The organism is Streptomyces zagrosensis (assembly GCF_014203645.1).
Lineage (GTDB): Bacteria > Actinomycetota > Actinomycetes > Streptomycetales > Streptomycetaceae > Streptomyces > Streptomyces zagrosensis.
In genome coordinates this window covers 236,972-253,551 of the sequence record NZ_JACHJL010000002.1, presented here as the reverse complement: position 1 = coordinate 253,551, position 16,580 = coordinate 236,972, and the positions used below count along the sequence as shown (strand labels likewise).

Genomic DNA, 16,580 nt, shown 5'->3' with positions numbered 1-16,580 from the left:
GGGTACATCAGGCGGTCGTCGGGTGTGCCGGGGGTGGTGCCTGCGGGACGGCTGCGTCGGAGCCGGGCAGCGCGGGCGTCAGCAAGGTCGTCGGGTCGTGCGGTGGTGCTGCCGCGTCCTTGGCTGAGCCCGGTGGCACGCCCGCTTGCGTGCCACGCACCCCGCGTAGCCCGTAGCGCCGGTGGCGGGGGTCAAAGCTCTGCGGCGCGTCCCGGAGCGAGAAGTCCGGGATCTGGTCCGGCGGGCAGTCGATCAGCAGATCCAGCGAGTGGGAGCTCTCGCCGCCATCTCGGCGCGTCTCCCTCCCGATGAGCTTTCGGTGCCAACGGGACGCCTGCCACTCGGCACCCCGCAGCGCCTCTTCCAACGTGGACTCGCTCGGAGGTCCCAGGTCCAACGGCTGCGATGGGGGACATGAGCGGCGGCCGAGGAACGGCAGGAAGCGTGGTTCGAGCAACGCCTCGTAGAGCCGCTGGAGCAACAGAGTGTCGCCTTCAAGCCCCGCTACGAAGACGGCGTCGGCGAGGTAGAACCGCTCCGAAAGCGGCATAGCCTTGCCGGAGTCGGCGTGGTGCGCCGTGTGGAAGTCCCGCAGCCGCGAGCCGGGTTGGTCGATGCGCACGCCGAACCGCAGCGCCACCAGGTCGGAGAGGTCCGCATCACGCGTGCGGCCCTGTGCCGAGGCGAGCAACCCGAGCACGCCGCTCTTCGTGGGTGCGTTCTCCGTACTGCGCCGATTGAAGCGGGCGGCGGAGCCCCACGACTGGAGTGGGCCAGCGAGCCGCAGCAGCAGCACGCTCACGCCCCGGCCTCCAGCCGCTGCGCCACCGCGCCCTTAACACCGGCCACGAGGTCCGCCAACGTCACCTCGGTGCCGAGACCTGCGAGCGCCTGGGTGTCGTCGCCTACTCGTAGCACCCAGGTCTGCTCGTCCTTGGGCGCCCCGTACTGCCTCTCCACGTCCCTCACGTGCGTGGCGAGGCGCTCGCAGCTCCCGGCGAGGAACCCACCTCCCGTGGCCTGCCTCACCGGCTCTTCGAAGGCGCCGACGAAGCTGATGGGTCGCCGGGACCGCAGCTTGACGATCACCGCTGCCGGGAGGGTGTGGTGGCCGAACGTGTTGATCTTTCCGGTCGGAAGCGAGGTGATGAATGCTTCAAGGAAGGCGCCCACGGCCTTTTCCACCGGCGTTGACGGGGCTTCGCCGGTGCGCAGCCCGACGCCGAGGTTGCGCTGTAGTTCGTTGACGTCCACGGCGGCATAGCGGTAGAGCGTCGCGGAGTTGAAGTCGATGGAGCCGATCATGCCGGCGCCGGATTCGGCGTCGGTGTTTTTGTCGTCCACGGCCGTGTAGTAGTCCGACTCGATCTCCGATTCGTGCACGCCAATCGCATGGGCGACCTGGGTGGCCGCCTCGACATTGAGGTCGCTGGAGTCGGCGACCATCCGACCGAAGAGGGCGATGTCCACCGAGTGCCGAGTGTCCACCGCCTGCCGGGCCAGTGCCTTGTTCTCCTTCTTCTCTTTGAAGAACTCCTTCAGGCCCGAGACCCCGCCCTTTGCACCCTTTTCCACGGCGAGCGCGGCCAACGCGTCGAGTTGCCGCCTGCTGAGGAACATCAGGTACGAGGACTCCGGGGCGACGGGCCCAGCTCCATCGGCGTCGGGGTCCTTCACCTTGCGCTTGGGCACCTCGATCTTGGAGCCGGTGGCGGTGTGGATGAGCTCGGCGGCGAGTTCGATCGCCACGGATGGCTGTGCTGCCGACGCCGACTCCGCAGTCGGGGCAGCACCGAGCTGCGGGTCCAGCACGATGATGCGCTCGGCCAGGGCTTCGACGACCTTCTTGGTGCGCACGCCCAGTTCAGAGGCGGGCAGGAGGTCTTCGAAGGACTTCCGGGTGGCGCGCTTCCACGCCTGGCTGGATACGCGGGCTCGTCGTACGCCGCCGTACACAGCGGTCTTGGGAGCGCCCGTATCGTCCCTATTGATATTGCTCGGCGGGACGGTCTGGAGGATGTGGATATCGAGGATGGTTCGCGTCACCGGGCGTTCCGTTTCTCGTCGTGTCGAAGGGCGGGTTGGCGCTTCGGGCGTGCGGTGGATGGGGAGCGGTCGATCGTCGGGGGGCGCTAGGTCAGTCATCAAGGTGGCCAGCGGACCGCGGGCCGAGGCGCGTGCGGGCGCTCGGGCGCCGCCAGTTGGTCCGCGCGCCGGGTACGGGCTGCCACTGTCCGCCGGGGCCCGTGCCCGTGGCGTTGACTCGGGCGGTACGTGGCGGCGGGGCGTGATGCGTGCGGAAGGGGAGGGTCTATTCGCCGGTGTCGTACGCGTCCTCCGCGAGTTCGCTGTCGGTCTCGCCGGAATGGGCTTCCTCGGTGGGTTGGGGCCGAGGGTTGTGGCCACCCGACGCATGGAAGTCGCGGCCCCAGGAGCGGCGGATGTCTGCCCGCCGACTCACGTCCTGCCAGGCGCGCAGTTCGTCGGCCAACCGTGCATAGTCGAGGGGAATCCGCGCCTGCCGCAGGAGGAGCACCACCTCGCGCAGCCTGACCCCGAGGTTGGTGAATGACGTGGCAGTGCCGAGCCGTACGAAGCGCTTGCGTAGCGCCTCGTTCAGCGTCTCTTCCGGCCGGCCCTCGCCTGCTTGGCCCTCGGCGTTGGCGCGCGGAGCGCCGTTGGGTCCCGAGCCGTCCGTTTCGCTGCCCGCCGCACCGGTCCGCCCCTGCGCCAGCCGGCGGACGGAACGACCGATGCCCCACCCGGGTGCGTGCATGTCCGCGTCCCGCACGGACTGCTGGTGCAGGGCCCACAGGGCCACCGCGAGATGGACCGCTTCCTCCTCGGCGAGTTCGGCCGATTCCTTCGCTTTCCGCTGGCTGGCCGAGAGGAGCGGTGAGGGCGCGGCTCCTTCCTTGGCCTTCTCGGCATTCAGCTTGTCCTCGCGGGCCAGCGCCAGCCCGTCCGATGCGCCGCTGCCCCACGCTTCTGGGTCCTCGAATGCCTTCTTGCCAACTCCGCGTCGTAAGCGCGCTACCGCCGCGACTCCGGCCGGGTTGTCGTTGCGGTACTGGCCCTGCAACTTGCTGATGTAGCGGGCCGTCGCCAACCCTGTGGCGCCCAGCCGCGCTCCGTGGCTGCGTCCCGGGCGTGGGGAGCTAGCTGCCGGTGACCGCTTGACCGTCGTCATACGGCGCCACCCTTTCCGTCGTCCTGGTCGTCCTGGTCGTTGTGTTTGTCGTGGTCATTGCGGTCTTCGTCATCGTCATCGTCACCGTGCTCGTGATCCCCGCTGGCTTTGTGAGCGAGGCCCGCACTGGAACCTGTGCCGGAAAGCGGTGGGGTTGGGGCCAGCTCTACGTGACCCTCGGCACCCGCCCCTTCCGCGGCCGAGTCGGCCAGCGACAGCACCTGCTTCAGCCGGCTGCGGAACCACAACTCGGCGCGGGCGTCGTTGATCCAGCGGCTGCCGAGGCCCGGAATGTCGGCGACTCGTCCCTCGGACGCCGCCGAGCCGGCCGAGTTGAGCAGGGTGCGGCCTAGCCGAAGGACGTAACGGCGCACGGTCACCTGCCACCGGGCTCTGGCCTCCTGCGGGTCGGAGTATGCAGCGAGGCTGGTGAGCCACTTGCGGTACGGGCCGTCGAGCGCCCCGAAGCCCATGTCGCGGGCGGTCGCCATGGCGGAGCCGGATTCCGATCCCACCGCTCTGGCCAGGTTCCCGGCGAGCTGGCTGAGCGCGCGTACCGCCTTGTCCGCGTCGTCCACTGCATCGATCGCCGCGCTGCCATATATCGGGTTCTCACCGTGCAGCACGATGACCGGCAGCACGACCGCGTCGTCTACGACCTCGTCCACGACCGACTGCTGCGTGCCGTACTGCATTCCGACGAGTCGCACCCGGATGAGCGCAAGTGAGGGCAGTTCGCCCTCGGTGGCCAGCATGGAGGCCCAGGTGACGACGGCGGGGGGCAAGGACTTGGCCGCTTCTCGACGTGCCTCGTCCGTCGCGGCTCGCTGGGCGCGCAGGAGACCGGCCAACCCACGCCAGGCTGCCCGACTCGGGTCGTGCTGCTGCGGCATGTAGACGGTGGACCGGCCCTGCTTCTTCTCCTGCGTCGGGCTGCGGCGCCAGCCCGACATGGGCTCAAGCCGCCAGGGCGAGGCCAGTTGAAGCGGGTCACCATAGCCGAGGACCACGCCGGTGACCTGCCCGTCACGGTGGTGCAGCCGGACCCGGCGGGACTGCCAGGTGTACAGGTCACGCAGGCCGCGCGGACGCCGCCCGCCGGGTTCGTCGTCGGGGCCGGGCCCCACGGGTGGCCGCCGCCACGCAGGCAGGTCGCAGTCGGACGCGCCCGCGTCGGCATCGCCAACACCCACGACGTCCTCACGCAGCGGAATCAGGTTCAGCAGCAGCGTCTCGCGCAGCGTGGCGCCCTCGGCGTACACACCCCCCAGGGTCCCGACAGACCCCACCCCCAGCGGATAGACCTTCCCGGCCTTGGCACGCCTATCGCCCACCATGCCGGACTTGATGCCTGCCGGGTCGAAGGCGTGCGTGTGCACGAGCCAGCGCGCCGCTTCCGCACACGACAACCGCTCCACGCCCGGTCGGCGCATGGCGAAGAAGGGGTCGCCGTTGGGCACATCGGCCACGATGCGGTTGAGCGATGCGACTTCGTCCTTGGCGGTACGCAGATCGGCCACCTGAAAGAACGGCTCACGTGGGTGAAGGAGGTCGAAACGAGCGCGATGCTGGTCCAGATATCCAGGCACCGCCGCGAACGGATCGGCGTCGTGCCACAGTTCGCTCCAGTCCTCCAACTCCTCCGGCCCGTCCAGCGCGTCGTACACAATCGCGAGCAACAGCCGCAGGAGGGCGAACTCCTGGGTGGGGAGGTCACCAACCAGGCGCCGCAGCTTGGACGCCTGGACGAAGACCTCCCGCAGGGACACCTCGTCGATGCTCCCGTCGATTCGCTGGACCGGCACCCACGGGGCCGTCAGCAGGTCGAACGACGGAGGTCCAGCAGGCGCGTTGACACTAGCCACCACCGGAGCCTCTGCCGCCGGACCTGTCGCTACCGCACCTACCTCTGCCACCCCACCGGTCACCACGAAAGCACCGGCCGAGGCGCGGCTTTCGGAACCGGCCCCTGTATGAGTCCCGTCCGCCGCAGTCGGATCGGGCGCTGGTGCGTCCGCCGATACGGTGCGTGCGCCGGGCTCTTCGGCCGTCCGCTCACGTGCCTCGTCCTCTCCTGAACCGGCCCCGTTTCCAGGCAGGCCGGGGGCCGTCGTGGGCGCGCTGGCGGACGACACACGCAGTCCGTCGGCGCTGCTGTACCTGATGCGAAAGCCTGCCAGACGGGTCTGACAATCCTCGTCGAGGACGAGGATCAACTCCCCTGCCAGCCAAGGGCATTCCTTGGCCTGCCAGGCAGGAACCGCGAAACGTTCCAGTTCGGCGATGGTCCGGTCGATCGACCACCGCCCGGAGAACTGCCAAGGCAGTGAGATCGCGCTGGCCGCGACAGCTTCGGCGGCACGTCTGTCCGGCGGGAAGTCCGTGGAAAGCTCCAGACCCCCACGCCCCCGGTCGAGCCAGGGCACTGTGGTCAGCCGGCCGTCCCGTAGCCGCCGTACGACGAGCACCTCAAGGCTCTCCGCCGAGTCCCGAACCTGCGCTCGACCTGCACCGGTGTCGTCCGTGTCCCCGGCCCCAGCGCCCAGCCACCCGTACAACGGTCGCCCCGCCCGACGCACCGGCCCGAGCAGGAAAGACTCGGCGAGACTTCGCTTGTCCGCCAGAAGCGTCACATGTTTGTCATGGGCCTCGTGCAGGGCATCGGCCCAGTTGGCCGGGCCCACGGGCGCCTTACCGTAAGCGGCCTGCACCAACGTGCTGATGTGGTCAGGAAGTACGAGCGGCGCGCCGTCCAGATGCGGGCCGAGTACGGCCAGCGCCCGCAGCAGCGTGAACTCGCCCTGATAGACCGCGATCGATCCGCGTACGGGGGCAGGGGGCGACTCCTGCCAATCCTCCACACCCGTCACCAGACAGCGAGCCTGTGACAACCGCGGCGGGCGTGCGCGCGGATGGCGATGCAACCGCCCCATCCGCTGAAGCAGCAGGTCAGCGGGCGCCAGATCGGTCACCAACAGATCGAAGTCAATATCGAGCGACTGTTCGATTACCTGACTGGCGACCACGATGTGCAGACCTGTGGGACGGTCTCCGTTCGGGCCGAAGCGGTTGCGCAACTCGGCGTCCCTCGCGGCGCGATCGGCGGCAAGGAAGCGCGAATGCGCCACGGTCACCGCACCATCGCCGAACCGGCCCCGCAAAGCGTCGGCCGCCTCCAAAACCCGGTCCACCGTATTCCGCACGACCAGGGCACAGCCCCCATCGACGAGTTCCGCGGCCAAGCGGTCAATGAGGGTCGGGAGATCATCTCCCAGCCGCTCCACGGACACCTCCGTACGCCGCCCTGACGCGGTGGCGGGCCGCGCGGTAAGTGGCTCGACCCCCGGCGCGACGGCCGTGATCAGCGGGTAGTCGGTGTCATCCGGCGCCCCGCGGCCATCGTGCGACGACGCTTCCGCCGCCTCCCCGGCCCTCGCATAGGCGGCGAGCAGCGCCCGTCTCCGGTCGGCGGGGAGCGTCGCGGAGAGAAGCACCACCGGAACGTGATAGGCGGCGAGCCACCCTAGAACGCGGTCGAGGTAGCGACTCATGTACGCGTCGTACGCGTGCACCTCGTCGATGATCACGACCTTCCCTGCCACCGCCAGATGCCGCAGGGCCAGATGCCGACTTTTGAGCCCCGCGAACAGGACTTGGTCGATGGTGCCGACCGCGAACGACGCCAGCAGGGACTTCTTGCGCCCTCGTAGCCACTGGTGCGCATGGAGTCCGGCCGGCTCGGCACGCCGCTCTCGCACTTCGCTGGCCTGGTCGGTTTGCTGTACGCGTCGTTCGCCGGCCCGTTCGGAGGCGTCCATCTCCACGGCCATGATGGAGCGCTGGCCATGCTGCATCATGCCCGCCCACACGTCGTTCAGCGCGGCCTTGGCGTGTGCGAGGACAACCGAGCGGGGTCCGCCCAGCGGCAGCCGATCCAACCAGGCCAGAAGCCGGGGAAACATGGCGTCACCCGTCGCGCGCGTCGGCAGCGCGACAAGACAGCCACCAGCACCCGTTCTGGCCGCGAGGATCTCCGCCGCTGCGAAGGCGGCTTCGGTCTTGCCCTCGCCCATGGGCGCCTCGATCATCAGCAACCCAGCGGCCGGCATGGCGCGCGCCATCCGCACGGTCTCTGCCTGCACCGGCCGAATTCTCGCGCCCGGCGGAAGGTCGAACCGCTCCGCGAACAGCACGTCGGCAGGCTGCTCGGGCTCCTCGGGCGCCCATGGCCCGGGCAGATCAAGTCCCTGCCAGGCGGCCTGCAACCGACGTGCCTCACCGGCCGGCCCCGCGGGCAGCCAGGAGGCGGGGTCGTACGGAAACAACTCGGGGGAACTGGCGATCCAGTCGGCCAAGATCACCACGGCCGTCAACACCACCTGGACGGGCTGGGGAAGGCGCACTTCTCGCCATGCCCGCAGCCGCTCGCGTACGCCCGTGAGCTCGGCGCAGCCATCCATGAACTCGTACTGAACACTCCGCCAGAGCGCTTCACTTGACCCGGGATGACGCAGGAGATGCGGCCGGAGTTGCAGGTCATGGATCTGCTGATGCTCGGGCGGTACGCCATGATGTCCGCCCGCCACCACCGCGAACTGCCCGGAGACCCGGGCGCTCAATCCATGCTCCGCAGCCAGCCACTCCTGGAGCAACAGTTGTCCGGCAAGCCCGTGCGGCGCCATCCGCCGGTCCGTGCCGTACTCCTTGGCGGTACGCATGTGGAGTCCGGCAGTACGCATGTGGTCGGCGAGGGGGTCAACCTGGCAGGAGAAGGCTGGCGTGGCCTTGCCGGTGTCGTGGGCGGCGGCCAGAAACGTCAACGCTAGACGAGCGTCGGAGTCTCCCTCGGGGAATGCCTCGGCCACGAGCCACTTGACGTTGCGCGGCACCCACTCGTCCCACAACTTCCCTGAAGCCGCAGCGCTGTCGGCCATATGCCGCCACAGCGGTAGCCAGGAGTCTGAGGGCCGATCGTGCTTCGCCCAGACGGTCTTCGCCGCGGGGGAGAGGTTCGGGAAGGGCGCGTTGCCTTGGGGTGGTCCTGCGGGCATGGACGTAGGGGACATGGCTCAACTCCCTGGAGGAGCGGTGCGTCGAATGACGAAGCGAGGCGGTCTACGGCCGGGGTTCAGGCGGTCGATCAGGTGTCACGCCCGTGCGGCCTGGCCTGCGTGACTATCGCCCACACCGAGACGACAACAGCGCCGTGCCACAGCCACGGAGTAAGTGGCGAAGGGGCGGACGGCGCTGCGGCGATGAGGACCAGCAAGAGGTCGAGTTGGGTTACGGGAGGATCGCTGGGCTGGCCCGGGTTTGACGGACTGCCTAACATGTAGGGGTTCCCTTTCTGTTCATGTCGGACTGGGGGGAACGGGCCGGGCCCCGCTTCTTCGTTGGCGCGATGAAGCATCAAGGGGCTCGGCTTTTTTGCGTACGCGCGAGGGCTGCTCGCCGGGGTCGCGACGACCCTTGCGTGACGCCAACTAACGTACAACACAGGGAGGTTAGGGGCCGACGCCTTCTCTTGTGTACCTCAGTTAGGGTCTTAGGTATCCCAGTATGGAGAGTAGAGAAGATTTCCTGCCAGGTACTCCATCGCGTGCAATCGCGGTGGAGTACCTAACCTTCAACCCCGCAGGGGGCGGGGAGCACGGTCCAGGTTTCTTGAGGACGTAGGTATCCCAGGGGCCACCCCCGCATGCGCGGGGACCACTGGTGCCGAGCATTCGCGTTGACTTCCTTCGGAGGGCCACCCCCGCACGCGCGGGTACCAACCGTACGTCAGCAGCAGCCGACGGCCCCAGTTAGGCCCCAGCCCCCGCTCACGCGGGGAGCACACCACACGCACCGCAGCGGCCTCCGAGGCGTGCCAGGGCTTCCCTCGCCCGTGTGGGGACCGGCACGATGGCCTGCATCGACACATACGCGCCCTCCGCCGAACCACCCCAGCAGCGAATTTCTACAGTGCTGTAGTTTTGACAGGGCAATCAACGAGGGCGAACGCAGGGGAAAGGAAGCATCGTGGGAGTTTCGCTGTCCAAGGGTGGCAACGTTTCGTTGAGCAAGGAGGCGCCGGGGCTGACCGCGGTGATCGTCGGGCTTGGGTGGGACGTGCGGACGACGACCGGTACCGACTACGACCTCGACGCCAGCGCCCTGCTGTGCAACGACTCGGGCAAGGTCGCATCGGACCAGCACTTCGTCTTTTACAACAACCTCACCAGCCCGGACGGTTCGGTCGAGCACACCGGCGACAACCTCACCGGTGAAGGTGAAGGAGACGACGAAGCCGTCAAGGTGAACCTGGCCGCCGTGCCTGCCGACATCACCAAGATCGCCTTCCCGGTCTCCATCCACGACGCCGAGTCCCGTGGCCAGAGCTTCGGTCAGGTGCGTAACGCCTTCATCCGCGTGGTCAACCAGGCCGACAACGTCGAGCTCGCCCGCTATGACCTGAGCGAGGACGCATCGACCGAGACCGCGATGGTCTTCGGCGAGCTGTACCGGCACGGCACCGAGTGGAAGTTCCGCGCTGTTGGCCAGGGGTACGCGTCCGGCCTGGCCGGCATCGCCAGCGACTTCGGCGTCAGCGTCTGACCCGACCCACCCACCAGGGCTGCCCGGACCCGCCCCTGGCCGGGCAGCCCTCCTGCGCGCCGCGGGCCGCCGCGCCCCCGGCGGTCCGCGGTCACCGCGTTCGGTAGGGGCCCGTCACAGCGGCGTAGCCGCCGTCAGTACCACGAACAGTGCCACCGCCGCGTTGAGCGAGGACAGGGCCGAGGCCGCGGTGCCGGCCGCCGCGATTAGGGCCGCCGCACACAGCGAGCCATCGGCGGGTGGCCACAGCCGTGCCGATGGCATGGGCCCGAGCAGCGCGGCGATGCGGCGCGGCACCGGTCCTGCCGCGGCGAAGCTCGCGATGCTGGGCGCCAGCGCCGGCCCGGAGAGCAGCGCGGCCTTGCCGACCGCCGTGGCGACCACGCGGCGGCTGCCCACCTGGCGGGCGGCGTCCTCGTCGGCCCAGCGTTCCGCGCTGAAGGCGACCGCGGTCCGTAGGGGGCGCAGAAACGGGTTGGCGCTCGCGGTCAGCCGCGAGGCCAGCAGATAGCGGTGGTGCCGCCCGGCGAGGTGGGCCCGCTCGTGTGCGAGCAGCGCCCGGCGTTCCGAAGCCGCGAGCCCGGCCAGCATGCCATCCGATACGACGATGCGCCCGGGGCCGGACCGGCCCGGCAGGGCGTACGCGTACGGCTGTTGGTCCGGCAACACGGTGAGCCCGGTGACCGGCGCCGCTGCTCCCGCCTGTGGTTTCGCCCCCGCTGCGACTGCTTGGGCTGCCGCTGCCGCCGGCGCCGCCTCGGTCGGCAGCCCGTCCAGTGCGCGCCAGGCGCCGTTGCGTACCCGGTAGTGGCGCCACAGCGTGCTGCCGCAGGCCGTCGCCACCAGGGTCAGTGCGCCGATCGCAGCGATGCCGACGTTCTCGTCGTACGGCACGGCGGCTCGCACCTCCGGGGCGGCCCAGCCGTCCGGCAGCGGGTTGCCGGGGAGTTGAGCGGTGCCGACGACGACCAGCAGGGCCAGGCACAGCGTGCTGCACAGGGCGAGGATCGCGCCGACAGCGGTCAGGGCGATGGTGGCGGTGCGGGGGTGCAGGCGCCGCTCGGCCAGCCGCGATATCGGCCATGCCGTCAGCGGTAGCACGAGCGGGAGGACGACGAAGACTCCCATGGGTCAGGGCTCCCGTTGGTTCCCCGCGTGCCCGGTGTTTTCCGGGGGGACGCCGGGGTCGTCCGCGTCGGTGGGCGCGCCCTGGAGTAGTTCGCGTACCAGCCGCTCGTCTTCGTCCGAGAGCCCGGACACAAAGCTGGCGAGTACCGCGTCCCGGTCGCTGTGGCCGTCCAACATGCTCCGCATCCGCTGCGCGGCGAGCCCCGCCTCATCGGCCGCGGGCGCCCACAGGAAGGACCGGCCGGATCGGTGGCGGGTGACGCTGTGCTTTGCGCGCAGCCGGGTCAGGATGGTGACGACCGTGGTGTACGCGAGGTCGCCGCCGAGCTCCCGCTGCACCCGGGCGGCGGTCACCGGCTCCCCGGCCACCTGCAACACCCGCATCACCAGCGCCTCCAGCTCCCCCTGACCACGCCTGCGCCCTCGGGCGGGCGGAGGCTGGTCTCCGGCCCCGGCCCCGGCCTCGGCTCCGGCCCCAGGCCGGGCTCCGGCCCCGCCCCCGCCTGCGTCCCGCGCATCGTCACCCACCGGCCCCGCTCCTTCCCGCCGCGCCTGTCCCTGATCGATGGAGGTGTTCGGATGCCCCTGGTTGCTGGCGGCGTCCGGTCCGCTCCAGGCCCGAGGACAATGCGGACCCGTACGATCCGGTGCGGTTCTGGGCGGGCCGTTTTCGTCCTGGCCGATCCGAGAGAGCGTACGGCATGAGGGCTGGTGGGCGGGGGCGGCCCGGGCGCTGGAGTGGGCGTATGCGCGGCGGCTCGGTGACGGGCGGCGGGGACAGCGCAGCCGGGCGGGTGAGGCCGGCTCGACGCGTCGCGTCGTGCATGGCCGCGGGAGCCTCGCATCGACTGGCAGACGCGTCGGCTGGTGGCCGAAAAACCGTGTGCACGGCGGCAGTTGGTGCCGTGGAATGTAAGTGTTATGTCTCAGTGTCCGGTACACGTTGCACCGGATCGGGGTGTCGCTGTGTACTTGTGATCAGCACATTGTCATCGCGTCCATACGACGTGTGATCCACGGGTCGCGTCTGATGTCGTGGACGGGGCCCGCGCGGGAGGGGTTACCAATGGGCATGAGGTTCGATATGGGCAATCAGACGCTCTCCACGCTGACGAGTCAGTCCCGCTATTCCTCGGACGACCTCGGCGGGTTGATCAGGCAACTGGTGGACGCCGCCCAGCCGTTGGAGGGCAAGTTCAACGGCCAGGGCAAGGCGGCCTTCGATCAGTTCAAGGCCCGCTCGGACGAGGTCACCGCAGGACTGAACGCGGCGCTGGCCCAGATCCTGGGCGGACAGACAGGCATGGACGCGGCCTTCACCTCCGGCGACCAGGAGGCGGCTGACAACGCGAGCCAGTCGATGGCGTCCGCCAACTTCGACGCGGCCCGCTTCGGCGGGCGCTGACTGAGGGGGAACACGCATGGGCACCAACGCCGACCGCAACAGTTACGACGGCGGCGCCTCCAGCGAGGTGCAGGGCAGCCTGGGCAGCATCGTGGCCCGGCTTGAGGCCGTCATCACCGAGCGCGACCGCCAGGTCAAGGCCGCCATGGCCGACTTCCAGGCGGATGGCGTGTCCGATCAGTACCACGTCGCTGAGCAGCGTTGGAACCGTTCGGCCAACGAGGTGCGGGAGATCATCCGCCTCGTTCGTACGACCTTGGAGAAGAACGACGGCACGGCCCAGTCGGCCCTGAGCCGCGCCAAGTCGGCCGTTGACGGCATCGGCTGAGGGCAGGTACGAGCGCCCGGACGGAGGCAGGGCTCGGCAGAGCTCACATCGCCGGGCGGATGGGCCGTTGGGAACGGTTGAGCCCACTGGGGCTGGCATGCACGGAAGCGACGGTCACGGGCCCGACCGGGCACGGGGCCGCCGACGGTGGGGAGGCAGCGGGTGACGGGTTGGGACTTACGGCCCCCGGACATCGGGCGGACGCTGGAGGCGACGATCGCGATCGCCAAGGAGATCGAGGGGCAGGCCAAGTCCTTCGGCGAGCATGTGAAGAGCGCGGCGACCAACGCGGGAACACTGGCGATGGGGGGCGAGAAGCCGGAGGCCGGGCTGGTGGGGTTGGCGCTCTCGGAATTCGCGGCGCAGTCGGAGAAGGACCTTCGGTTCATCGCGGCGCGCGCGGCCAAGTCCATTCAGGGCGCGAGCGATGCGACGACCGCGTACATGAACGGCAACTTGCAGATGGCTGCCGATACCCAGCGGGAGGCGCGTAAGCAACCCGATCCGGACTTCGGTAAGCCGCAGGGGGACAAGAAGTAGGCGGGGGGCCGCAATGGGTGACATACCGGACCGGATTGATCCTTCGGGTATCCCTACGTTCACGGGGAACCTGGAGTTGTTGGAGCAGAACGCCACGGGTCTGCGGGGGGATGCGGGCAAGATCCGCGGGACGGGTACGGACACGCATACGGAGTTCCAGAAGCTTTCGGCGTTCTACCAGGCCCCCGAGGCCGATCAACTCTTCGCCACCACTCAGCCGGTCAAGGACACTGCCGACTGGCTTGCGGACGACCTGGGCACGGTCGCCTCCGCACTGGAGGGATACGCGAGCGAGGTCCGGCCGATCGTGAAGAGGCTGGAGAGCCTCAAGGTCGAGGCCGCAGCCTTCGTCGAGGACATCAAGGACGACGACGACTGGAAGTACGACGGCGACAAGATCGAGAAGAACGCCGACCTCCACCAGGACGTCTCGACGGCCGTGGCTCAGTTCTGGGCCGCCGAACGCACCGCCGCCAACAAGATCACGAGTTTGGTCAACGGCGGCACGGTGTGGCTCGTAGACGACGGGTCCGGCGCCAAGAACATGTACGGCTTCAGCGTCGAGGACATGAAGAAGGCGGGCGAAGCCCCTTGGGGCAAGGTCGTCGAGGAAAAGCACCACGCCTGGGAGATCGGCCATTGGGCCAAGAGCTTCGTTTGGGACGGCTTCATCGTCGAGGGCGTATGGGGAACGCTCAAAGGGCTCAGTGGACTCGTCGGCTTCCAGGGGTGGGACACGTTCAAGCAGTCCTGGAAGGGGCTGGGCCAGCTTGCGACGGGGCTGACCATCCTGACGATTCCCGGCGGGCTCGCCGTGTACAACGCGCTTCCCCACGGCGCCGTCAAGAAGTGGGCGGACGACAGCGTCAAGACCACCAAAGCAGTGGGCAAGTCCCTGGTGGCCTGGGACGAGTGGCGTAAGAACCCAGGCAAGGCTGCGGGCCTCGTCGCGTTCAACGTCATCACCACCGTGGGGACGGGTGGCGTGGGAGCCGCGACGAAGGCGGGCACGGCGGGAAAGATCGCCGCGACGGCTGGCAAGGTCGGCAGGGCCGTGGACCCCATGGCGTACATCGTCAAGGCCGGCGCGGCGGGCTTCGGGAAGCTACCGAAGATCGGCGATGTGACCGCGAGCCTGAAGGGCCTGACCACGGTCAGGGGCATCGACCTCCCGGATGGCACCATCCGCCTGCCGGACGGCCAGATCTTCGATCCGACCAGCCCCCACATGCCCCAACTACCGCCCGGCAAGGCGGGTGTGGAGCTGCCGAACGGCGTCCCGCGCCTGGACGTACCCGAAGGCTCCGTCCGGATGCCCGATGGCACCTTCATCGACCCGGACGGCACCATCCGCCACTCCGACGGCACCGTCAAGCAACAGGGTGAGCAGGCGGTCCACGAGCCAAACGCGAACGACCGGGCAGCCCTGGACGGCGAGGCCCCCAGCGGGGCGCGCGTCCCGGACGGTTCCCCCACCGGCCGCCCACCCGACACGGCGGCCCGGGTCCCGGAGCCCGAGCCTGCCGCGGTGGGCGGGCGGCAGGGCGACGACGCGGCGCGGGTCGGCGACGATGCGGCTCGCGTTGACGGTAACGTGCAGCGCCCCGGATCGATCGGTGACCGGACCCCGTTGAGCCCGGTGGCACACGCGGGCAACGACGTACCTGGTGGCGGCTCCGGGCCCTCGGGGCCCGATGGACCGCCTGGGTCGAGCGGACCGAGCGGACCAGGCGATGGGCCGGGGCCTGGTTCCGGCCGGGATGTGCCTGACTCCGGGCCTGGTCGGGAGGTGCCTGGTTCTGGGCCTGGCCGGGAGGTGCCTGGGGCGGGGGCGGCGGATGAGGGAGCCGGCGGGGCTGAGCCGGGTTCGGCTGGTGACGATGCCGCGCGGGAGCCAACGGGCTTCGCGCCTCAGGACCCTGACTTTCCACGTCACCTGGAGCCGGAAGACTTTGGCCCCACCGGCCCTATGAGCCGGGGAGGGGACGAGGAAAGAGCGATCCGGGAGATATTCGGGAATCGGGCGCAGCCCAAGCCGAACGACTTGGAGAAAGCTCTGCGTAACCTTGCTTCAGATCCACGAGGCCAACGAGCGGCAGAGATTCTGGCTTCGGGAAGATTGGACGGGAGTAAGGGGCTGAATGACCTAGTGTCCGACATGAGCCAACCGTCCATGCTTTCGGGGGTTATTGATCAGCTACAGTTAGGCGATCGGCTAAACGGGAGCGGCGTCAATGAGGTCTCCTTCTCCGTAAAAGAAGGGCTTAAGGAAGGGCGTCCATGCGACATGGACGTTTTTGCTCGCTCCGCAGACGGCACTACGTACGGGTATCAGTTCAAGGATATCGCACAGCCAAAAAAACTGTTTCAGAAAATCTCAGCGAGCCTTACGCAGCTCACTAAAAGTGACGCAGATAGGAGGATATTTGTACTAAAGACTAAGGGTACCTTGGCGGACCTTCAGGCTGCGAACATGCCGCAGCGTTTGCAGAGATACTATGCCGACGAAAAAGTCATGTTCGCCATACGGGTGGAAGACGGTACTCTCTATGTGCCACCCAATGGCGATTTCTATCCAAGGGAAGTGTAGTGATCACTTCGAAACCCATCGCTCGATGGGGGTGGGCCCGAGAAGAAGAGCCCGCTGATCCGATTGACGCCTGCGCTCGGGCACAAATGTTTTTGCTCGGCTCGCTACGCGAAAAGAAAATGGCGGTGGGTGAGTCACGCCTCAACTTCTCTGTAATGGAGCGTGGTTCGAGTAATTCCTCTCTTTTCGACGAACACTTTCCCATTGACCTAGCTGGCGATCTGGATGCGCAGCGGCATCGTATAACTGAGGAGGTGCGCGGGCGATTGCGGCCCGGAATGGTGGGAATGATTGATACTTCTATGTACTGCGCGGGCTACCGTATGACGCCCATGGGTGCGAAACTGGATGATCAGATGTTCTATCTCGGGGCCATTGTGGCCTCGGGATATGTGGCCGTTTACTTGCAAACGTACTCAGATGCGTGGTTGTCACATGACCTGCGAGGTCGAAAGCAGGACGACATCTATGCGCTGAACCACCAGAGATTGACGGACGTTCTGAACAGTGTTGCTCTAGAAATGGGTGACGAGACTGACCCTGACGGTCCTACGTATTACGCCATTCCCACCGCTACCGGTGCTGATGTTCATCTGGAAGCAGATGGGACGGTGAGTGATATGTGGCAGGAAGGCCATTTTATCGAGGAATGATGATATCTCTTGTCGGTGACAAGATTGTCATCGACGGGCATTTTCGAATGGCCAAGTCATTTCGCTGCCGCAGGCCACTCCTGCTGACACCACGGCGTCATGTCGTACCGCGGAGAGTGTCGGGTCATGCCCTGCAACAGGCTCTTGAA

The 16,580-nt window shown here is 68.1% G+C and carries 12 protein-coding genes; 6 read left to right on the top strand and 6 right to left on the bottom strand.

Going from position 1 to position 16,580, the window contains the following annotated elements:
* Positions 1-7 precede the first annotated feature (7 nt).
* The 4 genes from cas5e to casA form a co-directional block, all read right to left on the bottom strand.
* The gene (gene cas5e, locus FHS42_RS04710; RefSeq protein WP_184569248.1) at positions 8-802 is read right to left on the bottom strand and encodes a type I-E CRISPR-associated protein Cas5/CasD; all 795 of its coding nucleotides are present in this window, start codon (positions 800-802) and stop codon (positions 8-10) included.
* Complete coding sequence (cas7e, locus tag FHS42_RS04705) at positions 799-2,046, bottom strand: type I-E CRISPR-associated protein Cas7/Cse4/CasC (RefSeq protein ID WP_184569247.1); 1,248 nt, start codon at positions 2,044-2,046, stop codon at positions 799-801. The genes cas5e and cas7e overlap by 4 nt, the downstream gene beginning before the upstream one ends.
* 265 nt (positions 2,047-2,311) lie before the next feature.
* Positions 2,312-3,190, bottom strand: a complete 879-nt coding sequence (gene casB / locus FHS42_RS04700; protein ID WP_184569246.1) for a type I-E CRISPR-associated protein Cse2/CasB — start codon at positions 3,188-3,190, stop codon at positions 2,312-2,314.
* Positions 3,187-8,256, bottom strand: coding sequence for a type I-E CRISPR-associated protein Cse1/CasA (gene casA / locus FHS42_RS04695; protein WP_184569245.1), 5,070 nt, complete (start codon positions 8,254-8,256; stop codon positions 3,187-3,189). The genes casB and casA overlap by 4 nt, the downstream gene beginning before the upstream one ends.
* 955 nt (positions 8,257-9,211) lie before the next feature.
* Between casA and FHS42_RS04690 the strand changes: the two genes are divergently transcribed.
* Positions 9,212-9,787: a TerD family protein gene (locus FHS42_RS04690; RefSeq protein ID WP_184569244.1), complete on the top strand. Its 576-nt coding sequence runs from the start codon at positions 9,212-9,214 to the stop codon at positions 9,785-9,787.
* Positions 9,788-9,901: 114 nt separating this feature from the next.
* Here the strand turns inward: FHS42_RS04690 and FHS42_RS04685 are convergent, their stop codons facing one another.
* Complete coding sequence (locus FHS42_RS04685; RefSeq protein WP_184569243.1) at positions 9,902-10,915, bottom strand: M56 family metallopeptidase; 1,014 nt, start codon at positions 10,913-10,915, stop codon at positions 9,902-9,904.
* Between the two features lie 3 nt (positions 10,916-10,918).
* Positions 10,919-11,314, bottom strand: coding sequence for a BlaI/MecI/CopY family transcriptional regulator (locus tag FHS42_RS04680; protein WP_281392702.1), 396 nt, complete (start codon positions 11,312-11,314; stop codon positions 10,919-10,921).
* A 673-nt stretch (positions 11,315-11,987) separates the two neighbouring features.
* Here FHS42_RS04680 and FHS42_RS04675 point away from each other — a divergent pair.
* The 5 genes from FHS42_RS04675 to FHS42_RS04655 all read left to right on the top strand — a co-directional run bounded on the left by FHS42_RS04675 (position 11,988) and on the right by FHS42_RS04655 (position 16,431).
* Positions 11,988-12,320: a hypothetical protein gene (locus FHS42_RS04675; protein WP_184569242.1), complete on the top strand. Its 333-nt coding sequence runs from the start codon at positions 11,988-11,990 to the stop codon at positions 12,318-12,320.
* A gap of 16 nt (positions 12,321-12,336) precedes the next feature.
* The gene (locus FHS42_RS04670; protein ID WP_184569241.1) at positions 12,337-12,648 is read left to right on the top strand and encodes a pore-forming ESAT-6 family protein; all 312 of its coding nucleotides are present in this window, start codon (positions 12,337-12,339) and stop codon (positions 12,646-12,648) included.
* 162 nt (positions 12,649-12,810) lie between these two features.
* Positions 12,811-13,188 (top strand): DUF6507 family protein, encoded by a 378-nt coding sequence (locus tag FHS42_RS04665; protein WP_312866724.1) that lies wholly within the window; start codon positions 12,811-12,813, stop codon positions 13,186-13,188.
* A 13-nt stretch (positions 13,189-13,201) separates the two neighbouring features.
* Entirely contained in the window at positions 13,202-15,778 is a 2,577-nt protein-coding gene (locus FHS42_RS04660) for a hypothetical protein (protein WP_184569240.1), read from the top strand.
* Positions 15,778-16,431 (top strand): hypothetical protein, encoded by a 654-nt coding sequence (locus tag FHS42_RS04655; protein ID WP_184569239.1) that lies wholly within the window; start codon positions 15,778-15,780, stop codon positions 16,429-16,431. The genes FHS42_RS04660 and FHS42_RS04655 overlap by 1 nt, the downstream gene beginning before the upstream one ends.
* Positions 16,432-16,580: the final 149 nt, after the last annotated feature.